General features: G+C 69.6%; 22 protein-coding genes and 1 pseudogene. 12 read left to right on the forward strand and 11 right to left on the reverse strand.

All coding sequences use genetic code 11. The features are described from left to right. Nucleotides 1–105: pseudogene (locus ACWEPG_RS26465) on the forward strand (pyridoxal 5'-phosphate synthase lyase subunit PdxS); the annotation flags it as partial. Between the two features lie 96 nt (nt 106–201). On the opposite strand, the gene ACWEPG_RS26470 reads toward ACWEPG_RS26465, so the two are convergent. Together ACWEPG_RS26470 and moeZ are read right to left on the reverse strand one after the other, a co-directional pair. Next, nucleotides 202–1,050: a TIGR02569 family protein gene (locus tag ACWEPG_RS26470; RefSeq protein ID WP_450115696.1), complete on the reverse strand. Its 849-nt coding sequence runs from the start codon at nt 1,048–1,050 to the stop codon at nt 202–204. Nucleotides 1,051–1,156: 106 nt separating this feature from the next. Further along, complete coding sequence (gene moeZ / locus ACWEPG_RS26475; protein WP_452595738.1) at nt 1,157–2,395, reverse strand: adenylyltransferase/sulfurtransferase MoeZ; 1,239 nt, start codon at nt 2,393–2,395, stop codon at nt 1,157–1,159. 121 nt (nt 2,396–2,516) lie between these two features. Here moeZ and ACWEPG_RS26480 point away from each other — a divergent pair, with 121 nt between their 5' ends. Then, the gene (locus tag ACWEPG_RS26480; protein WP_450115698.1) at nt 2,517–2,960 is read left to right on the forward strand and encodes an acyl-CoA thioesterase; all 444 of its coding nucleotides are present in this window, start codon (nt 2,517–2,519) and stop codon (nt 2,958–2,960) included. A 22-nt stretch (nt 2,961–2,982) separates the two neighbouring features. On the opposite strand, the gene ACWEPG_RS26485 is transcribed toward ACWEPG_RS26480, so the two are convergent. Then, nucleotides 2,983–4,116, reverse strand: a complete 1,134-nt coding sequence (locus ACWEPG_RS26485; protein WP_450115699.1) for a DUF3152 domain-containing protein — start codon at nt 4,114–4,116, stop codon at nt 2,983–2,985. Nucleotides 4,117–4,406: 290 nt separating this feature from the next. Between ACWEPG_RS26485 and ACWEPG_RS26490 the strand changes: the two genes are divergently transcribed. Next, a complete protein-coding gene (locus ACWEPG_RS26490; protein ID WP_450115700.1) occupies nt 4,407–5,054 on the forward strand; it encodes a TetR/AcrR family transcriptional regulator in 648 nt (215 codons plus the stop codon). A gap of 64 nt (nt 5,055–5,118) precedes the next feature. Here ACWEPG_RS26490 and ACWEPG_RS26495 read toward each other — a convergent pair whose 3' ends face one another. Next, nucleotides 5,119–5,346, reverse strand: a complete 228-nt coding sequence (locus tag ACWEPG_RS26495) for a DUF3107 domain-containing protein (protein WP_450115701.1) — start codon at nt 5,344–5,346, stop codon at nt 5,119–5,121. 135 nt (nt 5,347–5,481) lie between these two features. After that, nucleotides 5,482–6,162, reverse strand: a complete 681-nt coding sequence (locus ACWEPG_RS26500) for a ferritin-like fold-containing protein (protein WP_450115702.1) — start codon at nt 6,160–6,162, stop codon at nt 5,482–5,484. Between the two features lie 357 nt (nt 6,163–6,519). Between ACWEPG_RS26500 and ACWEPG_RS26505 the strand changes: the two genes are divergently transcribed. Next, a complete protein-coding gene (locus ACWEPG_RS26505; RefSeq protein WP_450115703.1) occupies nt 6,520–8,103 on the forward strand; it encodes a DEAD/DEAH box helicase in 1,584 nt (527 codons plus the stop codon). 9 nt (nt 8,104–8,112) lie between these two features. Then, nucleotides 8,113–9,345 carry an Rv3212 family protein gene (locus ACWEPG_RS26510; protein WP_450115704.1) on the forward strand — a complete coding sequence of 411 codons (1,233 nt, stop codon included), beginning with the start codon at nt 8,113–8,115 and terminating at the stop codon, nt 9,343–9,345. A 3-nt stretch (nt 9,346–9,348) separates the two neighbouring features. On the opposite strand, the gene ACWEPG_RS26515 is transcribed toward ACWEPG_RS26510, so the two are convergent. Further along, nucleotides 9,349–10,137, reverse strand: a complete 789-nt coding sequence (locus tag ACWEPG_RS26515) for a ParA family protein (RefSeq protein ID WP_450115705.1) — start codon at nt 10,135–10,137, stop codon at nt 9,349–9,351. 61 nt (nt 10,138–10,198) lie between these two features. Here ACWEPG_RS26515 and ACWEPG_RS26520 point away from each other — a divergent pair, with 61 nt between their 5' ends. Both ACWEPG_RS26520 and ACWEPG_RS26525 read left to right on the forward strand, forming a co-directional pair. Continuing rightward, entirely contained in the window at nt 10,199–10,810 is a 612-nt protein-coding gene (locus ACWEPG_RS26520; protein WP_450115706.1) for an acid phosphatase, read from the forward strand. Nucleotides 10,811–10,858: 48 nt separating this feature from the next. Next, nucleotides 10,859–11,332, forward strand: a complete 474-nt coding sequence (locus tag ACWEPG_RS26525; RefSeq protein WP_450115707.1) for an N-acetyltransferase family protein — start codon at nt 10,859–10,861, stop codon at nt 11,330–11,332. Nucleotides 11,333–11,341: 9 nt separating this feature from the next. Here the strand turns inward: ACWEPG_RS26525 and ACWEPG_RS26530 are convergent, their stop codons facing one another. After that, the gene (locus ACWEPG_RS26530; protein ID WP_450115708.1) at nt 11,342–11,767 is read right to left on the reverse strand and encodes a hypothetical protein; all 426 of its coding nucleotides are present in this window, start codon (nt 11,765–11,767) and stop codon (nt 11,342–11,344) included. Nucleotides 11,768–11,843: 76 nt separating this feature from the next. Here ACWEPG_RS26530 and ACWEPG_RS26535 point away from each other — a divergent pair, with 76 nt between their 5' ends. Together ACWEPG_RS26535 and ACWEPG_RS26540 are read left to right on the forward strand one after the other, a co-directional pair. Continuing rightward, nucleotides 11,844–12,800 (forward strand): diacylglycerol/lipid kinase family protein, encoded by a 957-nt coding sequence (locus ACWEPG_RS26535; RefSeq protein WP_452595739.1) that lies wholly within the window; start codon nt 11,844–11,846, stop codon nt 12,798–12,800. A 353-nt stretch (nt 12,801–13,153) separates the two neighbouring features. Continuing rightward, a complete protein-coding gene (locus ACWEPG_RS26540; protein WP_007537924.1) occupies nt 13,154–13,408 on the forward strand; it encodes a WhiB family transcriptional regulator in 255 nt (84 codons plus the stop codon). A 66-nt stretch (nt 13,409–13,474) separates the two neighbouring features. On the opposite strand, the gene ACWEPG_RS26545 is transcribed toward ACWEPG_RS26540, so the two are convergent. Both ACWEPG_RS26545 and ACWEPG_RS26550 read right to left on the reverse strand, forming a co-directional pair. Further along, complete coding sequence (locus tag ACWEPG_RS26545) at nt 13,475–14,989, reverse strand: sensor histidine kinase (RefSeq protein WP_450115710.1); 1,515 nt, start codon at nt 14,987–14,989, stop codon at nt 13,475–13,477. A 12-nt stretch (nt 14,990–15,001) separates the two neighbouring features. Beyond that, nucleotides 15,002–15,217 (reverse strand): biotin/lipoyl-binding carrier protein, encoded by a 216-nt coding sequence (locus ACWEPG_RS26550; protein ID WP_450115711.1) that lies wholly within the window; start codon nt 15,215–15,217, stop codon nt 15,002–15,004. A 98-nt stretch (nt 15,218–15,315) separates the two neighbouring features. Between ACWEPG_RS26550 and ACWEPG_RS26555 the strand changes: the two genes are divergently transcribed. The 3 genes from ACWEPG_RS26555 to ACWEPG_RS26565 all read left to right on the forward strand — a co-directional run bounded on the left by ACWEPG_RS26555 (nt 15,316) and on the right by ACWEPG_RS26565 (nt 17,023). Then, complete coding sequence (locus ACWEPG_RS26555; RefSeq protein ID WP_095887907.1) at nt 15,316–15,390, forward strand: 50S ribosomal protein bL37; 75 nt, start codon at nt 15,316–15,318, stop codon at nt 15,388–15,390. Nucleotides 15,391–15,634: 244 nt separating this feature from the next. Continuing rightward, on the forward strand, nt 15,635–16,270 hold the full coding sequence (locus ACWEPG_RS26560; RefSeq protein WP_450115712.1) for a hypothetical protein: 636 nt from the start codon (nt 15,635–15,637) through the stop codon (nt 16,268–16,270). A gap of 21 nt (nt 16,271–16,291) precedes the next feature. Continuing rightward, nucleotides 16,292–17,023, forward strand: coding sequence for a hypothetical protein (locus ACWEPG_RS26565; RefSeq protein ID WP_450115713.1), 732 nt, complete (start codon nt 16,292–16,294; stop codon nt 17,021–17,023). A 129-nt stretch (nt 17,024–17,152) separates the two neighbouring features. Here ACWEPG_RS26565 and rsrA read toward each other — a convergent pair whose 3' ends face one another. Beyond that, the gene (gene rsrA / locus ACWEPG_RS26570; RefSeq protein ID WP_450115714.1) at nt 17,153–17,434 is read right to left on the reverse strand and encodes a mycothiol system anti-sigma-R factor; all 282 of its coding nucleotides are present in this window, start codon (nt 17,432–17,434) and stop codon (nt 17,153–17,155) included. Then, nucleotides 17,431–18,081, reverse strand: a complete 651-nt coding sequence (locus tag ACWEPG_RS26575; protein WP_450115756.1) for a sigma-70 family RNA polymerase sigma factor — start codon at nt 18,079–18,081, stop codon at nt 17,431–17,433. The genes rsrA and ACWEPG_RS26575 overlap by 4 nt, the downstream gene beginning before the upstream one ends. Nucleotides 18,082–18,301: the final 220 nt, after the last annotated feature.

Below are 18,301 nucleotides of genomic sequence, written 5' to 3' on the forward strand. Positions count from 1 at the left end.
CCGGATGTGCTCGCGAAGGTCTCGCGTGGTCTGGGCGAGGCGATGGTCGGCATCAACGTCGACGAGATCCCGCAGCCGCACCGGCTCGCCGAGCGCGGTTGGTGACCTGGCTGCATCGTGCGCCGGGTGCGGCCCGTGACGCCGCCGCACCGGCTCGCCGAGCCTGGTTGGTGACCCGGCTGCATCGCACGCGGGTCCTGCTCAGAGCATCAGCCTGATCAGGTCGGCCGTACGCACAAGTCCGGGCAGCGCCTCCGCCGTGGACCGGGGATGCAGGGCGTGCACGGCGAGCCGGAACATCAACGCCCGCAACAACATCTGCGGCCATTCGGGCAGTTCCTCCCAGCGCCCGATCAGTTCCTCGTCCGCCCCGCCCCAGGAGAGCGCGTCGACGACGACCACACCGGCCGCCCACGCCGCCGGTCTCCAGTAGGGGGTGATGTCGGTGATGCCCGGCGCTTCCGACCCCGAGAACAGCACGGTGCCGAACAGGTCGCCGTGCACCAACTGATCGGGGCCGTGCACCGGCTTGCGCAGGGTCGCGAGCTGCCCGATCAGCTCCACACTGGTGCGTCCGTCCGTCGATGCCGGCTCGAACTGCCCCTTGACGCCACGGAGCGGGACCTGCTCCCACGCGGCCCGGTCGGCCGCGACGAACACGTCGACGTCCTGCCACGGCGGCACCGGCGGCTGCACCAGGAACCGGGGCCGCTCCAGCGCAGCGGTCGCCGCATGCAGCCGCAGCGACAGCGACACCACCTCGTCGTGCCGCGGTTCCGGCGAACCCTCGATGTAGGTGTCGGCGCGCCACCCGGAGACCACGTACCGCCCGTCCGTCGCTCGCACCGGACGCGCCAACCGGACGCTGTCGGGGTTGAGGGTCTCGCGCACCTTCGCCGACCACGCCGCGCGCGCGTGATCCGCGACCGGCGAGAGCACGACGTCGCCGCAACGCCAGCCACCCTCCCAGTCCGGACCGAGCGCGACGGGGCTGGTCTCGCGCAGACCGAAAGTGGACCGCACGTGGGCGGGAGGTTCGACGGAGCTCACGCTCGTCACGCTACCGCCGAGGCCGGTCCCGACCGGCGCTGACGCGCCCTGAGGGTGATCTCTTTACCCCGGTAGAGGTGCGGATCACCCACAGGCACTCCAGGCGCTAGTAGGTCGGAAGGCTCGGATCGACCTGGTTCGCCCAGGCGATGATGCCGCCGTGCAGGTGGGTCGCGTCGGCGAACCCGGCGCGCTTGAGCGCGGCGAGCACCTCGGCGGAGCGGATACCGGTCTTGCAGTAGAGCGTGATCGGGCGGTCCTGCGGCAGCTCCGCGAGGGCGTCGCCGGACAGGATGCGATCCTTGGGAATCAGCGTCGCGCCGGGCAGGTGCACGATGTCCCACTCGACGGGCTCCCGGACATCGATCAGCGCGACGTCCTTGCCCGCGTCCAGCAGGTCGGCGAGTTCCCTTGCGGTGACCGTCGACCCGGCCGCGGCGTTCTGCGCGTCCCCATCGGCCCGGGACGGGTCGACCGGATCCTCTGCGACGACCCCGCAGAACGCGTCGTAGTCGATCAGTTCGGTGACCGGCTCCCGGCCGGGATCGCGCCGCAGCCGAATGGTGCGGTAGTTCATGGCGAGGGCGTCGTAGATCATCAGCCGCCCGAGCAGCGGCTCCCCGATGCCGGTGATCAGCTTGATCGCCTCGGTCGCCATGATCGAGCCGATCGACGCGCACAGCACGCCGAGCACGCCGCCCTCCGCGCAGGACGGCACCATGCCCGGTGGCGGCGCCTCCGGGTACAGGTCCCGGTAGTTCAGTCCGCGCCCGTCGGGTGCCGCCTCCCAGAACACCGACACCTGCCCCTCGAACCGGTAGATCGATCCCCACACGTACGGCTTGCCCGCCAGGATCGCCGCGTCGTTGACGAGGTAGCGGGTGGCGAAGTTGTCGGTGCCGTCGAGGATCAGGTCGTACTGCGCGAACAGATCCACCGCGTTGGTGTTGTCGAGCCGGTACTCGTGCAGCCGCACGTCGATGCGGTCGTTGATCTCGAGGACGGAGTCGCGGGCGCTGTGCGCCTTCGGCCTGCCGACATCGGAACGGCCGTGGATGACCTGACGCTGCAGGTTCGACTCCTCGACGTCATCGAATTCGACGATGCCGATCGTCCCGACCCCGGCGGCCGCGAGGTACAGCAGGGTCGGCGACCCGAGGCCACCGGCGCCGATCACCAGAACCTTCGCGTTCTTGATCCGCTTCTGCCCGACCATGCCGACGTTCGGGATGATCAGGTGGCGGCTGTAGCGCGCCACCTCCTCACGGCTCAACTCGGCGGCCGGCTCCACCAGCGGCGGCAGCGCACCCGTCGGTGTGGCGGAGGGCTGTACGGATGTCGACATGCCTCCCATTCTCCCCGTCGGTGCCGAACGGGTGTCGAGGACCCGGCATCGCACGGCCGCCATCGGCTACGGTCCTGGTCGCCGGTCCCTCAACATCTCGACGCCGACCTCCAGGAGCACGATGACCACGTCCGCCACGCCCGACGACGCCGTCCACCGGACGCGGATCTCCGTCCGATGGTCCGACATGGACGCGTTCAAACACATCAACCACGCCCGGATGGTGACGCTGCTCGAGGAGTCCCGGATCGACTGGCTGGCGTCCGTGGACCCGGAGGTGTCGGCGCTGCTGCAGAACTCGGTCGTGGCCCACCTGGAGGTCCGTTACCGCACTCCGCTCACCCACGCGGACACGCCGCTGCAGGTGTCGATGTGGCTCGAGCGGCTGCGCAGCGCGGACCTCACCGTGCGCTACGAGGTCCGGGCGGCCGACGCGGATCCCGGGTCCCGGCCCGCGGTGGAGGCCTCGACGCAGCTGGCACTCGGCGACCCGTACACGCAGACGTTGCGTCGGCTGACCGCAGAGCAGCGCGCACAGCTGGCACCGTGGGTGCGCCCGGACTGACGACCGGGCAGCCCGTGCCGGCTCAGCCGCGCGGGTACGGCCAGGGGTTGAACCGGCAGGTCTTGCCGTCCATCGGCACGACGCCCTCCGGGTCGAGCTTGGCGATGTCGTTGTTCGCCGTTCCGAAGGTCTGCTGCATCATCACCGGTGCCAGCCCGCCGTCCGCCTCGCACGGCTGGTGCGCCTGGTATCCGATGGCGTGTCCGACCTCGTGGTTGATCTGGTACTGCCGGTACGACCCGATGTCGCCCTGATACGCGACGGCACCGCGCACCCACCGCGGCTCGTTCAGCACGACGCGGTCGATGCCCGGGTTGTAGCAGGAGACCTCCAGCTGGATGTCGTACCCGCATGCCTCGCGGATCGTCATCTGCGAGGTCAGTGAGATCCGGAAGGTCGGGTCGCCGGTGTCGATGCGCTGGAACGCGAATCGCGGGTCGTGGGTCCAGCTCTTCGGATTCGCGAGGGTCTGGTCGACCATCCGGGCGAAGGACTCGTCTCCCCCGAATCCCGCGGTGTCGACGCCGTCCTCGACCTCGACCGTGTAGGTGAACACCTGCTCGGTGCCCTGCCCCGCCTTCGGGCCGGTGCCCGGGATCACCCGCCAGGTTCCCGCACCGGTCGCGGTGAACGGTCCCCCCTCGGGCAACGCACCGGACGGGATCGTCTCGGCGAAGTTGCCGTCGGCCAGCGGCGGAACCCCGATAACTCCAGTGCCCTCGCTGGTGCTGCGGGCACCGAACCCGGGATCGCCGTACGGGAGGGACTCGGGTTCCCCGACGCCCCGTAGCGCGTCGACGAGGACGAGGACGGTGACGACCGCCAGAACCGGGATGGCGTAGGCACGCCACCCGTAGGTGGCGACGAACTTGCCGAGTCGGCTCTGCTTGCGCACCTGCCGTTCGGGGCGGGAACTGCGCGGCCGACCGCGGTCCTCGCCGATCGGATCCCACTGCGCTCGCAGCGGCTGGTGTGACCCGACCTGGGTGCGGCTCCACCGGTCCGACGCGCTGTCCGCCTCGGGCCGGTCGGGGTTCGTGGTGTCCTCGCGCTCGCCGGGACGCGGGCCGTCCGGGTGACCTGTGCGCGCATCCGTCGAGTCGTCTGGACTCCAGGGGTGTCCACCCCGCAGTCGCGGTCCGCCTCCATCCGTCACCGGTCCAGCGTCTCACAACCGCGAACGTCCTCCGCCCGGGCACGCCGATCGGCGATCACCCGCCGCGGCCGACCGGAACCCGCTGCGACCTGCAGCGGGACCACCCCAGGCACACTGGACACCTATCGGCAACAGTGACCTGGAATACTCGGGGCAGGAGCATTCGCCATTCCGCGGATGGCCGGGCACAGGTCCGGTATCGTTCGATCACTTTGTGCACCCGGTGCCGTGAGCAACCTCACCCGCGCAGCACGAGGCACGGATGGTGACAACGCAAGATTGGGAGCACGATGACTGAACTCGCGGATCGTTCCGCAACGTCGACCGGGCGTCAGGGCGCCAAGCGCAGCACCCGACTGCCCCGGGACGCTCGCCGGCTCCAGCTGCTGCAGGCCGCCAGCGAAGTGTTCGTCAGCCGTGGCTACCACTCGGCAGGCATGGACGAGATCGCCGAGTGCGCCGGGGTCAGCAAGCCCGTGCTCTACCAGCACTTTCCCGGCAAGCTCGACCTGTACCTCGCGGTGCTGCAGAGCTACGTGGACAGCCTGATCTCCGGTGTCCGCCAGGCGCTGCGCTCGACCACCGACAACCGGCAGCGCGTCCGCGCCGCCGTGCAGGCGTTCTTCGACTTCGTCGACAACGACAACCAGGGCTACCGGCTGGTGTTCGAGTCGGACTTCATGGGCGACCCTCAGGTCCTCGCCCGCGTCGACCGCGCCACGGAGGCGTGTGTGGACGCCGTCTTCGACCTTGTCGCCCACGACTCCGGACTCGACCCGTACCGGGCGCGCATCCTCGCCGTCGGACTCGTCGGGACCAGCCAGTTCACCGCCCGCTACTGGCTGCAGGCGAACCGGCCGATCCCCAAGGAGGAAGCGGTGGACATCACCGTCCAGCTCGCCTGGGGCGGCCTCTCCCACGTGCCCATGCACAACTGAACGACCCGAACGCAAGAAAACGGGGCGCGCGGATCATTCCGCGCGCCCCGTTTCCGATTCGATGTCAGCTCGCGAAACCGACCTTGCGGCTGTCCGGCTGCCCGATCTCGACGTAGGCGACCTTCGAAGCCTGGATCAGGAACTTGCGACCCTTGTCGTCGGTGAGGGCGAGAACTCCCGATGCGTCGCCACCGATCGCCGCTGAGACGAGCTCGGTCACCTCTTCCGGGGTCTGCGCGCTGCTGAGGATCAGCTCGCGCGGGCTGTCAGAAATGCCGATCTTGACCTCCACGGCCAACCTCCGAACTCTCGTGCCATCACTACCTGATGCCAGGCTAATGCAGCCCGCCTCCACCCCACCCGCTGCCGGCGTGTGCTGAGAGCGAACACCTCCGGCGTGGCCGCACCCTGACCGTTGGCGCCGGACTCAGACGAGCCCGAGCACCGCCATCCGCTCCGAGTGCCGCTGCTGCATCCGGTCGAACAGCGCCGCGACGCCGTTGAGGTCCCCGCTCGCCGAGAGCATCAGATCCGTCAGCGCCTCCCGTTGCGCCATCACGTACTGCGCCTGCGTGATCGCCTCGCCGAGCAGGCGCCGGCCCCACAGCATGAGTCGGTCCTTCTCCTTCTTCGATGCCTGCACGGCGGCGCTGACCTCCTGCACCACGAACTCGGAGTGCCCGGTCTCCGCCAGCACCTCGCGCACCACAGCGCCGACGGACGGATCCAGCGAGCCCGCGATCTCGAGGTAGAAGTCGGCGGCGATCCCGTCGCCGACATGCGCCTTGACCAGGGACTCGAGCCACGTCGCCGGGTGGGTCGACGCGTGGTAGTCGTCGAGCGGCTTCACGAAGGGCGCCATCGCGGAGTACACCTCGAGGCCGCGGTCGGTGAGCGCCGACTCCAGCGTCTCGAAATGCCCCATCTCGGCGCCGGCCATGCGGGCCAGCGCCACCCTGCCCGCCATGGTCGGCGCCATCCGGGCGTCCTCGGCGAGGCGGTAGAAGGCGGAGATCTCACCGTAGGCCAGTACGGCGAACAGTTCGCTCACACCGGGGTGGTCGGCGGCGATCGAGGACGACAGCGAATCGGCAGAATTGGCTCCCATGCGGGACAGCGTAGACCGCGCCTACCTGCGAACTCGGCCACGGCAGTTACCATGGTTGCGGGTCGCCGCCCGATCGTCCGACCAATCGGACACATCGCATGGACGCGGCGACCCACAGATAATGTGCGCGCACCTGATCCGCAGGTCCTCCTCCCGCGCCGCGCCGAGACACCCGTCTTGCGCGCAGGGCAGCAGGAACAGTGACCATCGGACAAGGGCACCGGCGTCAGTCGGAAAAGGGCATCGCCCGGAGTTCGACTCGGGCACCGCCCGGGGTTTCGACTCGGGCACCGCCCGGGAGTTGGACACGGGCAGCACCCGGTGGCCGACCCCCGGCCCCGCCCAGCTCGTGCGCGCGTGCCGACGAGGAAGGCCAGAGCACTGAGCAAGATCACGATCGACCACGAAGACGACGCAAGCGAGACGACCCTGTCCGCCCAGCTCGACGAGACCCACACCGCCCCCACGTTCGCCGAACTCGGCGTCCGCGACGAGATCGTCCGGGCCCTGACGGAGATCGGCATCGAACGCACCTTCGCCATCCAGGAGTTGACGCTGCCGCTCGCCCTGGCCGGCGACGACCTGATCGGCCAGGCCCGAACGGGCATGGGCAAGACCTTCGGCTTCGGCGTGCCGCTGCTGCACCGGGTCTCGAGCACCGATTCCGGCACCGCGCCGCTCGACGGCACCCCGCGAGCGCTGGTGATCGTGCCGACCCGCGAGCTGTGCATCCAGGTGACCGACGACCTGGTCAACGCCGCCAAGCACCTGAAGGCCGGGAACCGCAGGCTCGAGGTCCTCTCGATCTACGGCGGCCGCCCGTACGAGACCCAGATCGAGGCGCTGCAGAAGGGCGTCGACGTCGTCGTCGGCACCCCCGGACGACTGCTGGACCTCGCCAAGCAGGGTCACCTGATCCTCGGCAAGGTCGGCGTGCTGGTCCTGGACGAGGCCGACGAGATGCTCGATCTGGGCTTCCTGCCCGACATCGAACGCATCCTGGGGATGGTGCCCGACGCCCGGCAGACGATGCTGTTCTCGGCGACGATGCCCGGACCGATCATCACCCTGGCGCGCACGTTCCTGACCCGGCCGACGCACATTCGCGCCGAGGAGCCGGAGTCGTCCGCGGTGCACGACCGCACCACCCAGCACATCTACCGGGCGCACGCCCTGGACAAGGCCGAGATGGTGGCGCGGATCCTGCAGGCCGAGGGCCGCGGCGCGACGATGATCTTCACGCGGACCAAGCGCACCGCGCAGAAGGTCGCGGACGAGCTGAACGAACGCGGCTTCTCGGTGGGCGCCGTGCACGGCGACCTCGGCCAGATCGCCCGCGAGAAGGCCCTCAAGAGCTTCCGCACCGGCAAGGTGGACGTCCTGGTCGCCACCGATGTGGCCGCCCGCGGCATCGACATCGACGACGTCACGCACGTGATCAACTACCAGTGCCCGGACGACGAGAAGACCTACGTGCACCGCATCGGCCGCACCGGCCGCGCCGGGCGCACCGGCACCGCGGTCACGCTCGTCGACTGGGACGACGTGCCGCGCTGGCAGCTGATCGACAAGGCCCTGAACCTGGGGGTCGCCGAGCCGGTCGAGACCTACTCCAGCTCCGAGCACCTGTACTCGGACCTGAGCATCCCCACCGACGCGAAGGGCTCGATCCGCAAGCCGAAGCCCGCCCGCACGCACGAGGTGTCCGCCGACGCCGAGCAGTCCTCGGATCGTCCCCGCCGCACCCGTACCCGCAAGCGCACCCGCGGCGGCCGGACCGCCGACACGGCGAGCACCGCACCCGCCGACACGTCGTCGGAAACCGTTGCGCCGGAACCCACCTCCCCCAGCGGTGAGGCGACCCCGGCACGTCGACGTCGGCGTCGCCGTCGTCCGGCCTCCGGCTCGACCGCCACCTCCACGGCGTCGACCACGGAGTAGCCACCCACCGTGCTCGCACCCGAGCGGCGCACTCGCGCCGACGTTCTGGCCGCCTGCGCGATCGCGGTGCTCGTGCTGGTCGCAGCCGCGGCGGTCTGGTTGACCAGCGACGCCGAGGGCACCGAGTCGGTGACCGCGACGACGCCGGCGCCGCCCGCGGAGACCGCACTGGCGGTTCCCGAGACGCTCACCGAGATCTGGCGCGCCGACAGTGACGCCACCCGCACCCCTGTGGTCGCGGGTGGCGCCGCCGTCAGCGGAGACGGCGACACCGTCGTCGGGCACGACCCGGCGACCGGCGACCCGATCTGGCACTACCGGCGCGACCGGACGCTGTGCGGGGTCATCGGAGCCTGGAACACCGCGGTCGCGGTCTACCCGGACGACCGCGGATGCGGTCAGGTCACCCAACTGGACGGGTCCACCGGGGTCCGGAAGGCGCAGCGGGCGAGCGACGCCGACCCCGCCGTGACCCTGTCGGAGGACGGGACGTACCTGACCTCACGCGGCGCGACCCGGATGGAGGTGTGGCGTTCGGACCTGGTGCGCACCCTCGAGTTCGGGCGGGTCGACGCGCCGGTCAATCCCGCCGCGCAACCCCGGACCGGGTGCACGCTGCTCTCCTCCGCGTCGAGCAGCAGCCGGGTCTCGGTGCTGGAGTCGTGTCCGGGCGAGGACGCGGTCCGGCTCAGCGTCCTCAACCCTGCACCGAAGGACAACTCCGAGCCCGAGGAGTACGGGTCCCGGGTTCTCGACGAGGCCGGACCGTCCGACACCGGCGCCCGCGTGCTCGCCGTCTCCGGCGAGCGGACGGCCGTCTACCTACCCGCCACCGGGACCGCGGGGGCGACGGTCGCCGTTTTCGACGGGACCGGAAACGAGACGTCCCGGTACCCCGCCCCCGCGGACGTCTCCCCCACCACCGTCGTGGAGCGCACCGGATCCTTCCTGAGCTGGTGGACCGGATCGAGCGTGATCGCCCTGCGGACAACGGATTTCACCCCCGCCTGGTCGGTCGGCGGCGCACTCGGCCCTGGCACCGCGATGGCGGGCCTGTTCCTCGTCCCGGTCGAAGGCGGCGTCGCGGTGATCGACGCGGCCACCGGCGCCGAAACCCGGCGCATCCCGATCGACCGGCCGGGCCTCGCACCCGCACAGCTCGGCGGCCGCCCGATCACGTCCGCGGTTCTCGGCTCCGTCCTCCTGGAACAGCGCGGCGACGAACTGGTGGCCCTGCGTTAGACGTCACTCACCGAAGGTGTTCAGTTCGGCACCCTCGTCCCAGTGCGCGACCAGGTTCGCGGCCAGCTCGCGGTACGCCTGCGCGCCCTTGTTGGCGCGACCGGACAGCACGGTGGCACCCGACGCGCTCGCCTCGGCGAACCGGACGGTGCGCGGGATCGGCGGCGCCAGAACCGGCAGGTCGTAGCGGTCCGCGACGTCGGCGAGCACGTCGCGGCTGTGCGTGGTGCGCGCGTCGTACAGCGTCGGCAACGCGCCGAGCAGGGCCAGGTCCGGGTTGGTGATCTCCCTGACCTCGGAGACGGTACGCAGCAACTGCCCGACGCCTCGGTGCGCGAGTGTCTCGCACTGCAGTGGCACCAGCACGGAGTCGGCCGCGGTGAGCCCGTTGAGGGTCAGCACGCCCAGCGACGGCGGGCAGTCGACGATCACGACGTCGAAGTCGTCACCGAGCGTCGCCAGCGCCCGCTTGAGCGTGAACTCGCGCCCCGGCCGCATCAGCAGCACCGCTTCCGCCCCGGCCAGGTCGATCGTCGCGGGCACCAGCGCGAACCCCTCCTCCGTGTCGAGGATCACGTCCCGGATCTGCATCTGCCCGGTGAGCACCTCGTGCACCGACGACTCGAGCCGATCGGGATTGTGCCCCAACGAGAACGTCAGACAGCCCTGCGGATCGAGATCGACCACCAGGACCTTCCGCCCGAGCGCCGCCAGCGCCGCGCCGAGCGAGGCCACCGTCGTGGTCTTCGCGACCCCACCCTTTTGATTCGCCACCGCGAGCACCGTCGTCACGGAGGTGATCTTTGCGTACTCGGAACGCTCCCGCGACCGACCGGCCTGAGATGATGCACAGGTGCCTCCCGCCGACCCGTCCATACCCGTCCCACCTCGCGACACCGGACGCATCGTGTTGCTGCGGCACGGGTCGACCGAGTGGGCGGCGACCGGCCGGCACACCGGCCGCACGGACGTGCCGCTGACGCCCGAGGGCGAGGAGCAGGCCCGTGGTGCGGGCCGCCGCCTCGAGTCGCTGGCCCTGCGGGACCCGGCCGTCCTGTCCAGCCCGCGCATCCGTGCGGCCCACACCGCCGAACTGGCGGGCCTGAGTGCCCGCGTGTGGGACGAACTCGTCGAGTGGGACTACGGAGACTACGAAGGTCTGACGAGCGCGCAGATCCACCACCAGGTGCCGCACTGGACGGTGTGGACGCATCCCTGCCCCGGCGGCGAGGAGGCCGACTCCGTGGAGTCGCGGGCGGACCTGGTGCTCGCCGTCGCCGAGTCCACCCTGCCGGGGCGGGACGTGGTGCTGGTCGGGCACGGGCACTTCTCCCGGGCGCTGATCGCCCGCTGGGCCGGCCTGCCACTCGTCGAGGGCCGCCGGTTCGCGTTGTCGCCCGGGGCGATCACCGTGCTCGGCTACGACCACGGCGTCCGGCTGATCGTCACCCACAACGCGTCCTGACCCGCCCCACGGACCCGCAACGTTCGACGAAAACGAAAGAGGTATCGCATGATTCGCCGCGTCTCCACCGCGGACGTGCCGGCCGTCACCGGCCTGGTGTACGAACTGGCCGAGTACGAGAAGGCCCGCCAGGAGTGCACCGTCACCGCCGAGCAGATGACGGCCGCGCTGTTCGGCCCGAACCCGGCCGTGTTCGGCCACGTCGCCGAGGAGGACGGTGTCGTGGTGGGGACCGCGCTGTGGTTCCGCAACTTCTCCACGTGGGACGGGGTGCACGGGATCTACCTGGAGGATCTGTACGTGCAGCCGGCCTTCCGCGGCCGCGGGTACGGCAAGGCCTTGTTGGCGACCCTCGCGCGCGAGTGCGTCGACCACGGGTACACGCGACTGGCGTGGTCGGTGCTGAAGTGGAACACGCCGTCGATCGAGTTCTACGACTCGCTCGGCGCGCAGGCCCAGGACGAGTGGACCGGCTACCGGCTCAGCGGCGACCCTCTGGCCCGCCTGGCGGCGACGGTCTGACGACCGCGGTCACTCCGGCTGTGCGGTGTCCCCGCCGTACTCCTCGGCCATCCAGCGCGACGTGGGCGCCGAGAACAGGCACACCAGCGCCGGCACCACGACCACTCCGAGGAGCACGCCGAGCACCGGCCGGTGCGAGTCGGTGAGCAGCGACCACACCACCGGCAACAGCAGCAGCTGCGCGACGACGGCGATGGCCCGGCCCCAGCGGCGGCCGCGCAGCAGCCCGAGGCCGGCGGCGAGCACGGCACCGCCGAGGATGACGAACCACGCCGCCGTGCCGTACGGGTTGGCGGCGTCCTGGTCGTGTCCGAGCAGACCCCGGATCACCAGGACGAGTGCGACGACGACCGCGACCGCCCCTTCGAAGGTGACCAGCCCTCCCGCCCATCGAACCGTGGCGGGGGTGGACAGGGGCGCAGCAGACTCGGGCACGGCGCCAGCCTATAGAACGCCGCGCCCGGGTCGGCGCGAACTCCCCGGCGCCCGGTCCCCGCTAGGCTGACGATCCGTGCGTGCGCTGCTGATCGTCAACCCGAATGCGACCTCGACCACCCCCGCGGCTCGCGACCTGCTCGCGCACGCGCTGTCGAGCCGGGTGCAGGTACGGGTGGTGCACACCACGCACCGCGGGCACGCCGCCGAGTTGGCCCGTCGCGCGGTCCTCGAGGGCATCGGGCTGATCATCGTGCACGGCGGCGACGGCACCGTGAACGAAGTCGTCAACGGTCTGCTCGGCGCCCCGGAGCCGGAGTCGATGAAGGCGCTGCCCATCGGACCGACCCCCCTCGTGGCCGTGGTGCCGGGCGGATCCGCGAACGTCTTCGCCCGCTCGCTCGGCATCGACCCGGACCCCGTCGTGGCGACGAACCAGTTGATCGAACTGCTGGAGCTGCGGGAGAGGCGGAGGATCGGGCTGGCGCACTGCGACGGCCGCTGGTTCACCTTCAACGCCGGCCTCGGGCTGGACGCGCAGGTGTGCGAGGCGATCGACCTCGCCCGCGCGAAGGGCCACGCGGCGACCCCCTCCCGCTACGTCCGCACGGCGATCCGCGCGTTCCTGAGGAACCGGCGCCTGGAGCCCACGCTGACCGTCGAGATTCCGGGGCACGATCCGGTGGACGGCGTGCACTACGCGTTCGTGTCGAACTCGAGCCCGTGGACCTATCTGAACCACCGGCCGATCTCGGTGAACCCGGAGACGGGGTTCGAGACCGGTCTCGGGGTGTTCGCGATGCGCACGATGAGCGTCGCGGCCAGCCTGCCCGTCGTCCGACAACTCCTCACCCCCGGATCGAACCCCAAGTCGCGCAAGCTTTTTCGAGTCGACGACGCATCCAAGGTGCGAATCACGTCGAGCGCACCGATCGGACTGCAGGTGGATGGCGACTACCTCGGCAAGCGCACAGAGGTGGAGTTCGTCGCGGTGCGCGACGCGCTGACGCTGGTGGCGCCGAGCCTCGGTTGACGGGCCCGATCGAGCGAGGTCCCGGCGAGGGGCGGCGGGCGAACCGGCGGCTAATGGCTTATACACCGTTTCGGCGCCTGCCGAGGGTCAGTTCAGAACAGAACCGTACACCCATAGTGCATAAGTGCCGCGAGCGGGGTACAAAGTAATGCAGACCACACCGGGTGATTCGAAAGAGTGAGTTACCCCACGGACGGGCCATTTTCTATTGACTTCCTGCGCGTTCGTGAAAGCATTCACAAGCAACAGCGAGGAAACAATTCGCTCCCCGCGCATGAACGACGCGATACGACGCGGTGCATTCGCACCGAAAATACGACACGGTGCGACGCACCCGGTGAAGGAGTAGAAGGATGGACTGGCGCCACAAGGCAATCTGTCGGGACGAGGACCCGGAGTTGTTCTTCCCGGTGGGAAACAGTGGACCGGCCATCGCGCAGATCGCGGACGCCAAGCTGGTGTGCAACCGCTGCCCCGTGACCGCCGACTGCCTGTCGTGGGCCCTCGAGTCGGGCCAGGACGCGGGCGTCTGGGGCGGCATGAGCGAGGACGAGCGGCGCGCGCTCAAGCGTCGGAACGCGCGCACCCGTGCCCGCAGCGCGGTCTGACACCGTAATACTTCTCGTGAGGCCCGGCACCGAAAGGTGCCGGGCCTCACGCGTATTCGGCACCGATCACACGCGGGACGCGGCGCGCCGGCCCAGCGGAACCCGCAGCGCGGCCTCCGTGCCCCCACCCTGGGCGGGCCGCAGCCCCAGCGAGCCGTTCAGTTCCGCGGACACCAGGGTGCGGACGATCTGCAAACCGAGACTGTCCGACCGCTCGAGGCTGAACCCGTCCGGCAGGCCCGCGCCGTCGTCGTGGATCACCACGTCCAGCCAGCGCGCGGACCGGGTCGCGCGCAGCGTCACCGTTCCGCCCTGGCCGGGCTCGTAGCCGTGCTCGATGGCGTTCTGCACCAGCTCCGTCAGGACCATGACCAGCGGCGTGGCACGCTCGGCAGGGAACACCCCGAAACTGCCCTCACGGCGGATCTGCACGGTGCTGTTGACCACCGCGACGTCCGCCATGATCGGCACCAGCCGGTCCACGACCTCGTCGAGGTTGACCTCCTCGTCGACGGACATCGACAGGATGTCGTGCACGAGCGCGATCGACGTGACGCGACGCACCGACTCGGCCAGGGCCTGCCGCGCCTCGTCGTGCTGGGTACGCCGGGCCTGCAACCGCAGCAGCGCCGCCACCGTCTGCAGGTTGTTCTTCACCCGGTGATGGATCTCCCGGATCGTCGCGTCCTTGCTCAGCAGCGCCCGGTCGCGGCGCTTGACCTCGGTGACGTCCCGGATGAGCACCACCGCGCCGGCGGGCTGACCACCCGGCCGCAGGACCAGCGTGCGCATCAGCACCGTCGCCCCGCGCGCCTCGACCTCCATCCGCTTGCCCGCCTTGCCCGCCAGGGCCGCGCGGATGTCGGTGGCCACGTCCTGCGCGTCGAACGGGTCGGTGATCAGGGTGCGGGTCACCGACGCCAGGTCCCGCCCCTTGAGCGTCGTCGTGGTCAGACCCATCCGGTGATACGCCGACAGGGCGTTCGGGCTGGCGTAGACGACGGTGCCGTCGGAGTCGAGCCGGATGAAGCCGTCCCCCGCACGCGGGCTGGACAGGATCTCGCTGTGCTCCTCGGGGGTCGGGAAGGTGCCCTCGCTGATCATCTGGCACAGCTCGGCGGCGCAGTCCAGGTACGCGACCTCCAGCGGGCTCGACTGCCGCTGCTGCGTCGGGTTGGTGTCCCGGCTGAGCACCGCGATCACATCCCCGCTGCAACGCACCGGAATCGCCTCCCGCCGCACCGGGGCTCCCTCGGCGGGCGGGCCGTCCGGAACCCGCACGATCCGCCACTCGGCCAGTGCCTGGCGCACGTGCGGGTGTTCGACGTCCGAGGCAACCCAGCCGACCGCGTCCTCCGCGAAGGCTGTCGGCGCGGTCGTCGGCCGGCACTGCGCGACGCACACCAACTGGGGACCACCGGCCGGCTCGGCGACGCCGGCGTCGGTCGGCACCCACAGCAGGACGTCGGCGAACGACAGGTCCGCCAGCAACTGCCACTCCCCGACCACCCGCTGCAGGTGGTCGACGCCCTCCCCGGGCAGGTCGGTGTGTTCGGCGAGCAGATCGCTGAGCGTCGACATCGGACGGTCGGGTCAGGCGATGACGGCGATCAGGTCGCCCTGCTGGATGACGTCGCCGACGGTGACGTCGACGGAGGTGACGGTGCCGTCGATCTCCGCGATCACCGGAATCTCCATCTTCATCGACTCCAGGATCACGAGGGTGTCCCCCTCCTTCACCTCGTCGCCTGCTGACACCACCACCTGGAAGACGGTGGAGACCATCTCGGCGCGCACGTCTTCGGCCATCGAGCACCTCGCTTGTGTTGGAGACCTACCAGTGGAAGTACAGCCAACCACACGTGGAAGAATGTCCCCGAGCGAGATCGGATAGAAGGGAGACAACCATGGGTAAGCGTGGTCGCAAGAAGCGCAGCCGTAAGGGCAGTGCCGCCAACCACGGCAAGCGTCCCAACGCCTGAGCGCGTAGACGAAGCCTCACACAGGGCCGGATTCCTTCGGGGGTCCGGCCCTGTGTCGTACGCGGACCATTTCCACGGTTCGCCCCCACGACATGCCCTTCGCCCCTACGATTGCGCGCACGCGGTCGGGGGACCACTCGGTATGTTTCGGCTTGGTCGGGCACCGGCGCAGCTCGACCTCCGCCGCGGACACTCACCCAGCGGCACGAGGGACACCCGCCGATGCCGCCCCGACAGGAGGCTCATGCCCCACACACGCACGCCACTCCGGACAGTCTTCCGGCACACTCACCACCGCACACTCGCCCGCCTCGCCACCGCAACGGCCACCACCCTGATCGCGGGCGCGTTCGTCACCGGTGCCGCGACCGGCACCGCGGCCGCGGCACCGCTCGAGGACGATCGCAGCGTCACCGTCACGACCGACGAGTACCGCGTCGACAAGGAGGTCGTCGGCAGCAACGAGAAAGTCCCCGGATCGACTGTCACGTATCGGACGAGCTTCTCACCTACCGACGCGCCCGAGTACTTCAACTGGGTGAGTGATGAGTACGCTCCCGGTCTCACCTTCGTCACGGGCACCCTTTACCTGTCCGACACGAACGGCACGAAGACCGCGCTCGACACCTCCCCGTACGTCTCACCCGAAGGCGACACCCCACACGTGAGTTTCCGCCCGGGCGACATCTGGGTGGGCCCAGGTTGGGCCCTCGTATACGAGGTGACCTACATCATCCGGGCAGACAGATTCGAACCGGGTGACGTCATAGCGAGCGGCATCAGCGCGGGTGGATGGAACGACACTGCGGACTTCGATCGAAATCCGATCGGAGTGAACGTCCACGTGGTCTCACCCTTCGCCTCCGGCTCCGCAAGCTGAATCGAAAGGACGGTTACTCCGATGAATCGCGATACGCGCAACGCTTTTCGGCGACTCGCCCGTACCGTCGCCGGCGTCGGCCTGATGGTCGGCACACTCGCCACCGGTGGCGGCACCGCGGCAGCCGACGAGTTCGGCCCCGGGAGGTCGGTCACCGTGACCGCCGACAACGTACAGGTCGAAGGGGCTGTGGGCGGGTTGGGTACATCGACCAACGTCGTCACGAACTCCTCCATGGTGACCTATTACGCATCGCTGACGACCACAGACCGGACCGAGCGCCGCATCAACAGCGTCGCCTTCCATGTGCCACCCGAACTCCAGTACTTCACGGACAGCGCGGCGGTGACGCGGTTCACCCAGCCCTATGTCGAGGAGCACTGGAAGCTCACCCCTGTGTTCGACGCAGCGGCCAACACCGTCACTTTCGCCGATCCCGGCTTCTACATACCCGCTACCGAACACGGCCGTCTCTCGGTCTCGGTGTCCTTCTTCATCCCGCCGGACAGCTACGAAATCGGCTCGTCCGTCGACAGCGGGCTGACGGTCGACATCGACGGACTCGGCAAACAGACCTGGAATCCGATCGGGCTGCAGTTTCACATCCGCAGCTACGAGGCTGAGCCCTGCTTCCTCTGCGTCGACTACGGTGGCGGTGACTGGGACAACGGCTTCTGGGGCTTCGGTAGCGCCGACCTCGGGCGGGGAGACAACGAGACACTCAATCTCGTTTCAATGATGCTGGGCAGCTGACCCGTCCGGGTCGTTCGTGCAGCTCGACGACACCCGCTCGAACGCTTTCCGACAACCGTCGACAGGTCCCGTCCCGAACAGGCAGGGAGCGACCCCGAGGCTTCCTCGGGGTCGCTCGCTGTGTCGGTCCTACTGCCCCGGGTCGACCCGGGTGATGATCGTGGTCTGGCTCAGCTGGATGCGCAGGCGCTGGCGCAGGCTGTCCGGCGCGTGCTCCCCACCGCACTTGCGGGCGAGCAACGACTTCACCTTCGCCTCGATGCCGTACGCCTCGAAGCAGGAGCCGCAGTCCTCCATGTGCTGCTGCAGCCGGGCGCGGGTCCGGTCGTCGCATTCGTTGTCGAGCATCAGCCATACATCGGCAATCACGGCGGAGCAGTCGAGCCGCTCGAATTCGTTCTGCTCGCTCACCGGGACGCCTCCTGCTCCTGGCCTGTCGCGGCCGCGGCGGCGGCCCCTCGATTGAATCCTCGTTCGCGGGCCACGTCGGCGAGCAGTCCACGCAGTTGCTTGCGGCCGCGGTGCAGCCGCGACATCACGGTCCCGATCGGGGTGCCCATGATCTCGGCGATCTCCTTGTACGGGAAGCCCTCGACGTCCGCGTAGTACACCGCCATCCGGAACTCCTCCGGCAGTTGCTGCAGCGCGTTCTTGATGTCGTCGTCGGGCAGCGCGTCGAGCGCCTCGACCTCCGCGGAGCGCAGACCCTGCGAGGTGTGCTCGGCGGTCGCGGCGAGCTGCCAGTCGGTGATCTCGTCCGTCGGGTACTGCGCCGGCTGCCGCTGCTTCTTGCGGTACGAGTTGATGTAGGTGTTCGTCAGAATCCGGTACAGCCACGCCTTGAGGTTGGTGCCCTCCTTGAAGGACCGGAACGCGGAGTACGCCTTGACATACGTCTCCTGCACGAGGTCCTCGGCGTCGGCCGGGTTGCGCGTCATCCGCAGTGCGGCGCCGTACAGCTGATCGATCAGCGGCAGGGCGTCGCGCTCGAAGCGCTGCGTCAGCTCCGCCTCGGACTCGACGACCGGATCGGAGGCCAAGGGCTCCGGCGGGTCGATGTCGTGGGGTTCGCTCAGGTCGTTGGGCACGGTGATCCCTTCGCTCTTGTCAGAGATCCAGGCTACCGCCACACGGTTCCCCTCACGGCGACCAGCGGGACGCTCCAGGCACTTCACCGACACGGGCGGCTCCTTTCCAACACGGACCAACGTGCACGGTGCAACACCCACGAGGCGCCGAGTGTTCCCGCCGACAGCCGGCACGAGGCGCGGTTCTACA

This window comes from Rhodococcus sp. NPDC004095 (genome assembly GCF_053604015.1).

Bases quoted from the DNA above. Each gene is read 5' to 3' on its own strand.
- ACWEPG_RS26480 (WP_450115698.1), top strand. From the start codon at position 2,517: ATGACCACGTCCGCCACGCCCGACGACGCCGTCCACCGGACGCGGATC.
- ACWEPG_RS26525 (WP_450115707.1), top strand. From the start codon at position 10,859: ATGATTCGCCGCGTCTCCACCGCGGACGTGCCGGCCGTCACCGGCCTG.
- moeZ (WP_452595738.1), bottom strand. From the start codon at position 2,395: ATGTCGACATCCGTACAGCCCTCCGCCACACCGACGGGTGCGCTGCCG.
- ACWEPG_RS26560 (WP_450115712.1), top strand. From the start codon at position 15,635: ATGCCCCACACACGCACGCCACTCCGGACAGTCTTCCGGCACACTCAC.
- ACWEPG_RS26500 (WP_450115702.1), bottom strand. From the start codon at position 6,162: ATGGGAGCCAATTCTGCCGATTCGCTGTCGTCCTCGATCGCCGCCGAC.
- ACWEPG_RS26565 (WP_450115713.1), top strand. From the start codon at position 16,292: ATGAATCGCGATACGCGCAACGCTTTTCGGCGACTCGCCCGTACCGTC.
- ACWEPG_RS26545 (WP_450115710.1), bottom strand. From the start codon at position 14,989: ATGTCGACGCTCAGCGATCTGCTCGCCGAACACACCGACCTGCCCGGG.
- ACWEPG_RS26550 (WP_450115711.1), bottom strand. From the start codon at position 15,217: ATGGCCGAAGACGTGCGCGCCGAGATGGTCTCCACCGTCTTCCAGGTG.
- ACWEPG_RS26490 (WP_450115700.1), top strand. From the start codon at position 4,407: ATGACTGAACTCGCGGATCGTTCCGCAACGTCGACCGGGCGTCAGGGC.
- ACWEPG_RS26540 (WP_007537924.1), top strand. From the start codon at position 13,154: ATGGACTGGCGCCACAAGGCAATCTGTCGGGACGAGGACCCGGAGTTG.